This window comes from Streptomyces sp. NK15101, assembly GCF_020400725.1.
Lineage (GTDB): Bacteria > Actinomycetota > Actinomycetes > Streptomycetales > Streptomycetaceae > Streptomyces.
This window is the reverse complement of the sequence record NZ_JAINVG010000147.1, coordinates 1-10,190: the sequence shown is the minus strand read 5'-3', so window position 1 is coordinate 10,190 and position 10,190 is coordinate 1. Positions and strand designations below refer to the sequence as shown.

Annotated in this window: 9 protein-coding genes; 7 read left to right on the top strand and 2 right to left on the bottom strand. The window is 71.6% G+C overall.

Annotated elements, in window-relative coordinates:
- Nucleotides 1–102 precede the first annotated feature (102 nt).
- The 5 genes from K7G60_RS37260 to K7G60_RS37240 all read left to right on the top strand — a co-directional run bounded on the left by K7G60_RS37260 (nucleotide 103) and on the right by K7G60_RS37240 (nucleotide 5,461).
- Nucleotides 103–582 (top strand): hypothetical protein, encoded by a 480-nt coding sequence (locus tag K7G60_RS37260; RefSeq protein ID WP_225805399.1) that lies wholly within the window; start codon nucleotides 103–105, stop codon nucleotides 580–582.
- A 191-nt stretch (nucleotides 583–773) separates the two neighbouring features.
- Nucleotides 774–2,108, top strand: coding sequence for a beta-xylosidase (locus K7G60_RS37255; protein WP_225805398.1), 1,335 nt, complete (start codon nucleotides 774–776; stop codon nucleotides 2,106–2,108).
- Between the two features lie 68 nt (nucleotides 2,109–2,176).
- On the top strand, nucleotides 2,177–3,124 hold the full coding sequence (locus K7G60_RS37250) for a WxL protein peptidoglycan domain-containing protein (protein WP_225805397.1): 948 nt from the start codon (nucleotides 2,177–2,179) through the stop codon (nucleotides 3,122–3,124).
- A 21-nt stretch (nucleotides 3,125–3,145) separates the two neighbouring features.
- Complete coding sequence (era, locus tag K7G60_RS37245; protein ID WP_374115739.1) at nucleotides 3,146–4,096, top strand: GTPase Era; 951 nt, start codon at nucleotides 3,146–3,148, stop codon at nucleotides 4,094–4,096.
- Nucleotides 4,097–4,129: 33 nt separating this feature from the next.
- Nucleotides 4,130–5,461, top strand: coding sequence for a TerD family protein (locus tag K7G60_RS37240; RefSeq protein ID WP_225805395.1), 1,332 nt, complete (start codon nucleotides 4,130–4,132; stop codon nucleotides 5,459–5,461).
- A gap of 3 nt (nucleotides 5,462–5,464) precedes the next feature.
- Here the strand turns inward: K7G60_RS37240 and K7G60_RS37235 are convergent, their stop codons facing one another.
- Nucleotides 5,465–5,716 carry a protealysin inhibitor emfourin gene (locus K7G60_RS37235; protein ID WP_225805394.1) on the bottom strand — a complete coding sequence of 84 codons (252 nt, stop codon included), beginning with the start codon at nucleotides 5,714–5,716 and terminating at the stop codon, nucleotides 5,465–5,467.
- 29 nt (nucleotides 5,717–5,745) lie between these two features.
- Nucleotides 5,746–6,792, bottom strand: coding sequence for a M4 family metallopeptidase (locus tag K7G60_RS37230; protein WP_225805393.1), 1,047 nt, complete (start codon nucleotides 6,790–6,792; stop codon nucleotides 5,746–5,748).
- 296 nt (nucleotides 6,793–7,088) lie between these two features.
- On the opposite strand from K7G60_RS37230, the gene leuA reads away from it, so the two are divergent.
- A complete protein-coding gene (leuA, locus tag K7G60_RS37225; RefSeq protein WP_225805392.1) occupies nucleotides 7,089–8,852 on the top strand; it encodes a 2-isopropylmalate synthase in 1,764 nt (587 codons plus the stop codon).
- 340 nt (nucleotides 8,853–9,192) lie between these two features.
- The coding region (locus tag K7G60_RS37220) for a choice-of-anchor A family protein (protein ID WP_225805391.1) at nucleotides 9,193–10,190 on the top strand (998 nt) is incomplete at its 3' end.

Below are 10,190 nucleotides of genomic sequence, written 5' to 3'. Positions count from 1 at the left end.
GCGCGTCAATGACAGCGGTTCGTCCGACGGACCGTCAGATCTCCATCGTTCACGCAGTGTCCGCACCCCTGCGTTCGGTATCGGAAGGGGTTCGAACCCGCCATGAGAAGCAGAAGCACCTTAGGGACCGTCGCGGTGCTCACCGGGGCGCTCGCCGCCGCCGGACTCGCCTTCGCCCCGACGGCCGGCGCCGTCTCGCCGGGCACGGCCACGGCGACGTACGACTGCGGCAGCTGGGGCGGTGGCACCGCCACCCTCACGGCCACGCAGAGCGGCACCGCCGCGACCGTCACCATCACCTCCGCCGTCACCACCCCGATCGCGGTCGGCGCCGACTCGATCAGCTCCACCCTGACGATGGCCAAGGGGGGCGGCGGCACCCGGGTCTTCACCGGGAAGAAGAACCCGGCGCTCGCCGCCGGGCAGTCCGTCGTCATGGGCCCGCTGAGCGGGACCGTGGCCTCGGGCGACAGCCTCAACTCGTACTTCGCGGGGGTCGCCCTCAAGATGGTGATCTTCGGGGTCACGGTGAACTGTGACGCGGTGACCTCGCAGTCGCCGGGTCCGTTCGTCTTCAGCTGAGCCCCTGTCCCCACCCGGACCGGTGCCGCCCCGGGCGGCACCGGTCTCTGTCGTGACCTGCGGAAACGTCGGACATCCGCCGATCTTGACAGTATCTGATGGGTCATCAGTCGAGGGAACCCGCTTCCATTGACTTCTCTCCGCCCGCAGCCGTCAATGGCGCCCACTCATCCCTCAGGAGGGGGCACACCATGGCATTCACCCGATCCCGGGCGGCGACCCGAAGACGGCGCTGGACCGCCGTCCTCGGCGTCACCGCCCTCGCGGTCGCCGGCACGGGCGCGCTCGCCGCCCCGGCCGGCGCGACGGCCGCCTCGCAGTCGGTGGACTTCCAGACCCGCTGCGTCCCGCCGCCGATCGCCCAGATCCCGCCGATCGAGGGCACCACCACCGCCCAGATCACGGTCGACAGGACCAGCCCCAAGGTCGGCGAGACCGTGACCGTGACCTACACCGTCACCAAGCCCGCCGCGTCCAACCCCGTCGACCTCGCGCTCCCGGCCGACATCATGACGCCCAGCGGCAAGGTGGTCCTCGGCGGCGCCCAGACCGGCACGGTCACCGTCACCGGCCCCAAGAAGAACCCGCCGGTCCCCGGCAAGGGCTCCTTCCCGGCCTTCTCCATGACGGGCACCTTCACCGCCACCGAGGCCGGCTCGATCACCCTCTCGCCCGGCGACTACAACATCCACACCAGCTACCTCATGGAGCTGGACACCCCCTGTACGGTGCTCGACCCGCCCGCCCCGGTCTCCGAGACGGTCGTCGCGAGCCCCGTGACCAGCCCCAACACCCGGACGCTCCAGCTCGACAACGCCTCCGGCGACCCGGGGGTGCGCGTCACCGTCACCGGCAGCAGGTTCACCCCGCTCACCGAGGTCACCGTCGTCGGCCGCGCCGGAGCGGCGGAGACCGCCGACAAGATGACCGTCACCACCGACAGCGAGGGCGGTTTCGCCGCGCGCCTCAAGGTCAACGACCCGGCGACCACCGGAATCGTGGCGTACGAGGGCACGGCCTGGGATCCCGAGAAGGGCACGGGTCCCGCCGCGTACAAGGTCGTCGTGCCGGCGCCGCCGAACAGCCAGACGATCACCGCGGCCGTCACGGCGGGCGAGCTGTCCATGACGCAGGCCGGGGACGCCGTACAGCTGTCCTCCGTCGACTTCGGCGCGGGCGGCGCGGCCACCGGCGCGCTGCGGACGGTGACCGTCAAGGACTTCCGCGGCGGCCCCGCCGGCTGGTCCCTGACGGGCAAGGTCACCGACTTCACCGGCCCCGGCGGCGCGATCGGCGCCGGAAACCTCAGCTGGACCCCCGCCTGCACCGCCAAGGCAGGCAGCCCCAGCGCCTGCGCGGCCGGCTCGGCGGGACCGGTCGGCAGCGGCGGCGCGACCCTCGCCTCCACCCCGAACGGCACCCTCACGGGCGGCGAGTTCACCGTCGACGCACAGCTCTCCCTCGACGTCCCGGCGTTCACCGCGCCCGGCTCGTACGCGGGCGTGCTCACGCTGACCCTGTCCTGACCGTCCCGCGGGCCGGGCGCGCACCCGGCCGGCCCGCTCCGCCATCCGCACCCCGGGAGTCCGCACCCGTGCGCACGAAGTCGTACGTCCTCCTCCTGAGCACCCTCCTCGTGCTGCTCGGCCTCGCGCCGGGCGCCCGGGCCGCCGAGAACGGCGAGTGGGCCGTCTACCCGGCCGCCTCCCGGCTCGGCGGCCGCCCGTACTTCTACCTCTCGGCCGACCCCGGCACGAAGCTCACCGACCGCGTCACCGTCGCCAACAAGACCTCCGCCCCGCTCACCTTCCGGCTGTACGGCGCCGACGCCTACAACACCGACCGGGACGGCGGCTTCGCCGTCCGCACCCGGCAGGAGAAGCAGACCGGCGCCGGAGCCTGGATCAGGCCCGAGCGGACCCGGATCACCGTCCCGCCCCGCTCCGCCGTCACCGTCCCCTACACCCTGACCGTCCCCGCCGACGCCGACCCCGGCGACCACCCCGGGGCCCTCGTCGCCCTCGACGAGCGGATCGCCCGGGGCGGGAAGGGCTCCGTCGCCGTCGGCGTCCAGCGCGCGGTCGGCGCCCGCGTCTACCTCCGGGTCAACGGACCGACCGTCCCCGCCCTCGCGGTCGAGGACGTCACCCTCGACCAGGACCGGCCGCTGGTCCCCGGCACCCGCACGAGCAGCGCCCTCGTCTCGTACACCCTGCACAACCGGGGCAACGTCACCCTCAACCCCAAGGTCGCCCTGAGGGCCCGGGGCCTCTTCGGCCGCACCCTCCTCGACCGCGACCTGGCCGGGGTGCCGGCCGAGCTGCTGCCCCGCCAGAAGATCCGGCTCACCGAGCGCTGGACCGGCTCCCCGCAGCTCGACTGGGGCGACGTGACCCTCACCGCCACCGCGAAGGACGTGCGGGAGAGCGGCACCGTGTCCTTCCTGGCCCTGCCCTGGCTCGCCGCCGCGGTCCTCGTCGTGGGCGGCGCGGCAGGGCTCCACGGCCTGCGGATACGCCGCCGCCGGGCACTGAGTACGTGAGGCGGGCGCTCATCGGGGACAATGGCCCCCATGAGCGCTCGCAACCAAGAAACCGAAGCCGTCCACCGGGCCGGCTTCGCCTGCTTCGTCGGCCGCCCCAACGCGGGCAAGTCCACCCTCACGAACGCTCTGGTCGGCCAGAAGGTGGCCATCACCTCGAACCGGCCGCAGACCACCCGGCACACCGTCCGCGGCATCGTGCACCGCCCGGACGCGCAGCTGATCCTGGTCGACACCCCCGGCCTCCACAAGCCGCGCACCCTCCTCGGCGAGCGGCTCAACGACGTCGTGCGCACCACCTGGGCCGAGGTCGACGTCATCGGCTTCTGCCTGCCCGCCGACCAGAAGCTCGGCCCCGGCGACCGCTTCATCGCCAAGGAGCTCGCCGAGATCAAGAAGACCCCGAAGGTCGCGATCGTCACCAAGACCGACCTGGTCGACTCCAAGACGCTCGCCGAGCAGCTCATCGCGATCGACCAGCTCGGCAAGGAGCTCGGCTTCGAGTGGCAGCAGATCGTCCCGGTCTCGGCCGTCGGCGACAAGCAGGTCCAGCTCGTCGCCGACCTGCTCATCCCGCTCCTGCCGGAGTCCCCGCCGCTCTACCCGGAGGGCGACCTCACGGACGAGCCGGAGCAGGTCATGGTCGCGGAGCTGATCCGCGAGGCCGCGCTCGAAGGCGTCCGGGACGAGCTGCCGCACTCGATCGCGGTGGTCGTCGAGGAGATGATCCCGCGCGAGAACCGCCCGGCGGACCGGCCGCTGCTCGACATCCACGCCAACGTGTACATCGAGCGCCCCAGCCAGAAGGGCATCATCATCGGCCCCAAGGGCAGCCGCCTCAAGGAGGTCGGCATGAAGTCCCGCAAGCACATCGAGGCGCTCCTCGGCACCCCGGTCTTCCTCGACCTCCACGTGAAGGTCGCGAAGGACTGGCAGCGGGATCCCAAGCAGCTGAGGAAGCTCGGTTTCTAGTCAGACCCCTCGGCCGCGTGCCAGCATGGCGCCGTGACAGAGATCGTCAAGGGGGGAAACCTGCCGGTCCCCGGGCAGGTGTGGCGGATCGCGGTCGTCCGGCGGGCGGCCGGTGACGGGGTGCCGGAGGTCGACGCCTCGGCGCTGCTGCTCGACGCCTCGGGCCGGGTCAGGGGCGACGGCGACCTGGTCTTCTACAACCAGCCCGCGCACGCGTCCGGCGCGGTGCGCCTGACCGGGCAGGTGCGGGACGAGGAGCGGCGGGTCGCCGACTGGCTGGAGATCGACACCGAGCGCGTGGAGCCCGCCGTCCAGCGCATCGTGATCACCGCCTCCAGCGAGGACGGGACGTTCGGCCAGGTGCCGGGCCTCCACATCCGGACGGTCAGCGCCGCCACCGGCGAGCAGCTGGCGCTGTACGAGGTCGACGACGCGAGCACCGAGACGGCGTTCGTCCTCGGCGAGTTCTACCGGCGCGACGGCGCGTGGAAGTTCCGCGCCGTGGGCCAGGGGTACGACTCCGGGCTCGTCGGCCTCGCCGAGGACTTCGGCATCGTGGGCAGGGACCCGGACGAGCCCGCCTCCGACGAGCCCGGGCACGACGACGAGCCCGTCCCGGTCGACGAGTCCGTCTCCGTCGGCGCCCCTCCGGAGGCCGTCCCCGAGGAGCTCCTCGCCAAGGTCCGGGAGGCCGAGGCCGCCCCCGCACGGATCCCGGCCCAGGTGCCCCGCCCCGTGCGGGTCGGCCCGATGTCGGACATCGAGCTCTTCGGCGAGGACTTCCCGGAGTTCGTCCGCAGCGGCAAGGGCAAGGCCGACCTCACCATCGACGTGCCGGTTCCGGCCGGTTACGTCGTGGTCGACTCCGCCAGGCGGGGCGACGGCTACTTCGGAGTGTTCAGCCTCGACGAGAAGGGCGACCACGACGTCCTGCTCGCGAACACGACCCTGGAGGACTTCGAGGGCCGCGGGCTGCTGCGCCACGACGGCAAGGGCCGGCTGCGCCTGCGCGTGAGCGCCTACGACCGCGCGTGGACGATCGCCGTCCGTCCGGTGAGCGCCGTGGAGGACCTCGACGGCAGTGCCGAGGGGCGGGGCGCCGACGTGCTGCTGTACACGGGCCCCGCCGGCCTGCTCTCCTCCCGGCTGCGCACGAAGTTCGGCCACGCGTACTTCCACGTGCACGGCTACGAGCCGGACGGCCGCGACCACCTGCTCGCCAACGTGGCGAGCAGGCTCCCCAGGGACGCGCGGCCGCTGCCCGAAGGGCCTCTGCTCGTGCAGGTCCGCAGTGCCGAGGGCGACTGGTCCCTGAAGGTCAGGCCGCCGAAGGAGAACAGGTTCTGGCGGCGCGCCTCCCGCTAGGAGCTACGCGCCTTCTTCGAGGACCCTCGTGACGAGGGTCCTCTGGGCGTCCGTGAGGCGGGGGTCGCAGCAGCGGATCGTGCGGCCGTCGACGGTGATCTCGTACGAGAAGCCGTCGGGCACGCCCCGCGTGTCACCGTCGCCCTCCGCGAGGACGGTGGTGACCAGGGATCGCAGGTCCGGGTCGGCGGTGTCCACCTCCGCCGACCGCTCGATGCCCGCGAAACCGCCCGTGCGCCGCACTCGAATCCGCATGGGCCCTGTCTACCGCAGAACCGGCCGGCTCACGAGGTCGGTACGCCGACGCCCACCCAGGCGCGCCGCACGGCCTCGACCACTTCCCCGTCGCCGTACAGGTCCCGCGCCGTCGTCACCGTCGCCCGCGCGAACTCGCCGAACCGGGCCTCCTCGGTCAGCGCCCCGCCGGTCATCGTCGCGTACCAGATCCGGCCGGGCCGCTCCCAGGCGTTGCCGCCGAGCTCGGTGGCCAGCAGGTAGAAGGCGTGGTTCGGGATGCCGGAGTTGATGTGCACCCCGCCGTTGTCGGAGCTGGTGCGGACGTAGTGGTCCATGTGGGCGGGCTGCGGGTCCTTGCCGAGCACGTCGTCGTCGTACGCGGTGCCGGGGGCCTTCATGGACCGCAGCGCCGTGCCCTCGTCGACGGCGGGGCCGAGCAGCCCGGCTCCGATGAGCCAGTCGGCCCGGTCCGCGCTCTGGCCCAGGGCGTGCTGCTTCACGAGCGAGCCGAAGACGTCCGACACGTGCTCGTTGAGCGCCCCCGACTGGCCGTAGTACGCGAGGTTCGCCGAGTACTGGGTGAAGCCGTGGGCCAGCTCGTGGCCGATGACGTCGACCGGGATCGTGAAGTCGAGGAACAGCTCGCCGTCACCGTCGCCGAACACCATCTGCTCGCCGTTCCAGAAGGCGTTGTCGTACTTCTCGTCGTAGTGGACGGTGGCGCGGAGCGGCAGCCCGGCGCCGTCGATCGAGTCGTGGCCGAAGGCGTTCAGGAAGAGGTCGAAGGTGGCGCCGAGGCCGGCGTAGGCGCGGTTGGCCGTGTCGTCGGTGGTCGGCGGCTCGCCCTCGCCGCGCACCTCGTGGCCGGGCAGCCGGGTGCCGTTCTTGGCGTCGTAGATCGTGCGCCGGGGCTTTCCGTCGGCGTCCTCCGCCGGGGCGGGCGCGGTCCGCTCGGTCCGGGTGGTGCGCTGGGCCAGGTCCACCGCGAGGGTGCGGCGGGCGGCCTCGGCGACGGCCGGGTCGGCGTGCTCGGCCAGCCGCTCCAGGACGTGCGGCGGGACGATCGAGCAGAAGGTAGGCGTGTGGGAGGTCATGCCAGCAATGTGGCACTGCGTATCGTCACTGTCACGACCAGCGACGAGGATTGGTGAAATGGAGTGATAGGTCACCTTTCCCCCTTGACGCGACCGCCGTCCCGCATACTGAAACAGGACGTCCGCCTTCCACGGACCTGGGCTATGGTGACGCACATCATGCGTTTCGGGCTGCTTCTCCTTAGCTGCCGCGGCGAGGGCCTGTAGTCGTAGGCCGACCCCCTCCCCGCGGGTTTCGGTGTTGCGTTCGACAGTCGGCCGTCCACTCCGCAGGACCCCCCGAGGAGCCCTACGCAATGTCCCAGTCGCCTTTCGTCAGCCGTCCGACGCCCGTCACCAACGCGACCCACACGCAGCAGCCGTCCGGGATGCCGATCCACAAGTACGGCCAGTACGAGGCCGTGGTCATCCCCGACCGGACCTGGCCCGAGAAGCGCATCACCAAGGCGCCCCGCTGGCTGTCCACCGACCTGCGCGACGGCAACCAGGCCCTGATCGACCCGATGTCCCCGGCCCGCAAGCGCGAGATGTTCGACCTGCTCGTACGCATGGGCTACAAGGAGATCGAGGTCGGCTTCCCGTCCTCCGGCGAGACCGACTTCGCGTTCGTGCGCTCCATCATCGAAGAGGGCGCGATCCCGGACGACGTCACCATCTCCGTCCTGACCCAGGCCCGCGAGGACCTGATCGAGCGGACCGTGGAGTCCCTGATCGGCGCCAAGCGCGCCACCGTCCACCTGTACAACGCCACCGCGCCCACCTTCCGCCGGGTCGTCTTCCGCGGCTCGAAGGAGCAGATCAAGCAGATCGCCGTGGACGGCACGCGGCTGGTGATGGAGTACGCGGAGAAGCTGCTGGGCCCGGAGACCTCCTTCGGCTACCAGTACAGCCCCGAGATCTTCACCGACACCGAGCTGGACTTCGCCCTGGAGGTCTGCGAGGCGGTCTGTGACGTCTGGCAGCCCGGCCCGGGCCGCGAGATCATCCTCAACCTGCCGGCCACCGTGGAGCGTTCGACGCCGTCCACGCACGCGGACCGGTTCGAGTGGATGGCCCGGAACCTGACCCGTCGCGAGCACATCTGCATCTCCGTCCACCCGCACAACGACCGCGGCACCGCCGTGGCGGCGGCCGAACTGGCCGTCATGGCGGGCGCGGACCGCGTCGAGGGCTGCCTGTTCGGGCAGGGCGAGCGGACCGGCAACGTCGACCTGGTGACGCTGGGCATGAACCTGTTCTCGCAGGGCGTCGACCCGCAGATCGACTTCTCCCAGATCGACGAGATCCGCCGCACCTCCGAGTACTGCAACCAGATGGAGGTCCACCCGCGCCACCCCTACGCGGGCGACCTGGTCTACACCGCCTTCTCCGGCTCCCACCAGGACGCCATCAAGAAGGGCTTCGACGCCATGGAGGCCGACGCGGCCGCCCAGGGCAAGACGGTGGACGAGATCGAGTGGGCGGTGCCGTACCTGCCGATCGACCCGAAGGACGTCGGCCGCTCCTACGAGGCCGTGATCCGGGTCAACTCGCAGTCCGGCAAGGGCGGCATCGCGTACGTCCTGAAGAACGACCACAAGCTGGACCTGCCCCGCCGGATGCAGATCGAGTTCTCGAAGATCATCCAGCAGAAGACCGACAGCGAGGGCGGCGAGGTCACGCCGGCCGAGATCTGGGCCGTCTTCCAGGACGAGTACCTGCCCAACCCGGACAACGCCTGGGGCCGTATCCAGCTGCGCTCCGGCCAGTCCACCTCCGACACCGACGGCACGGACACCCTGACCGTCGAGGCGGTCGTCGACGGCGTCGACACCGTCCTGACGGGCTCCGGCAACGGTCCGATCTCGGCGTTCTTCGCCGCGCTGCAGTCCATCGGCGTCGACGCCCGCCTGCTGGACTACCAGGAGCACACGATGAGCGAGGGCGCCTCCGCGCAGGCCGCCTCGTACATCGAGTGCGCCATCGACGGCAAGGTCCTGTGGGGCATCGGCATCGACGCCAACACCACCCGCGCCTCCCTGAAGGCGGTCATCTCGGCGGTCAACCGCTCCGCCCGCTGACCCCCGGCGCCCCGTCGTCCACTGCCCCGCACCCTTCCTCCCGGAGGGCGCGGGGCAGTGGCACGTGTGAGCCGCGTCACGGCTCCGGGATCGTTCAGGTTCACTTAAGGAGGATCATCCCGTCATGCCGGAATCGGCTCCATATCAGGTGAGTTGACGGCACATCAGGGAATGGCGGAAGGTCGGCTCGTCCACTCGGACACACCCCCCACGCGCCCCCTTCGCACCTCCCTGACCTGGAGTTTCGCATGCGCACGACCGCTGCCGTGGCCGCCGTCCTCGCGGTGACCGGTGCCGCCCTCACCTGGGCCCCGCCGCCTCCGCCACCACCGCGGAGTGCGTGTCGCAGCCGCTCGGCACGGCCGGCCTGTACGCCGAGTTCGTCGAGAAGGACTCCGTCCGCCACTCGGACTCCGAGGGCGCGGTCGCGGTCGGCGGCGACGCGACGTTCGGAGACGCGAAGCAGTCCTCGGGCTTCTCGATCGGCCACAAGCTCACCGGCGCGGACCTCGCGGAGCTGCCCGGCGGCCACAGCCTCGTCGTCGGCGGCACGCTGCACGCGAACCAGGTCGTCCTGGACAACGGAACGGGCGTGGCGGGCAGGGTCGTCGGCGGCGTGGACGGCGACAAGGTCGAGGAGGGCGCGTCCCCGGTCGACTTCACGAAGGAGTTCGCGCACCTGCGGAAGCTGTCCGCCGGCTGGGCCGCGACGGAGCCCGGCGGCACGGTCGCCGCCGTCGGCGACGGCCTCTTCCTCACCGGCACCGACGAGAAGCTCAACGTCTTCGCCGTGAACGCCGTCGATCTGGAGAAGGCCCGCGCGATCACCCTGGACGTCCCGGTCGGCTCCTCGACCCTGGTGAACGTGCTCGGCACCTCGTACGACATGAGCACCTCGGCCACCTACGGCGTCTACTACAAGAACCTCGACGGCGGGGCCCCCGTCATCGACGACTACGCCGTGCCGCGCGACGAGTACCGGCAGATCCGCTCCCGCCTGCTGTGGAACTTCCCGCAGGCCGAGAGCGTGAAGAAGAACCACACCTCCTGGCCGGGCACGATCCTCGCCCCGAACGCCGAGGTCGAGATGGGCGGCAAGGGCACAGGACCCGGCCACGTCAACGGCTCCGTGGTCGCCGAGGAGCTCGTCACGGTCCCCGGCGCCGAGACCCACCGGATGAACTTCACCGGATGCCTCCCCGGAGGGACGACGCCCGGCCCGGTCGTCACCCCCGAGACCCCCCAGCCGACCGACACCCCCGTCCCGGTCCCGCCGGCCACCCCCGCGCCCACGCCCAGCGAGGGCGGCTCCACCCCGGGCACCTCCGGGACCCCTTC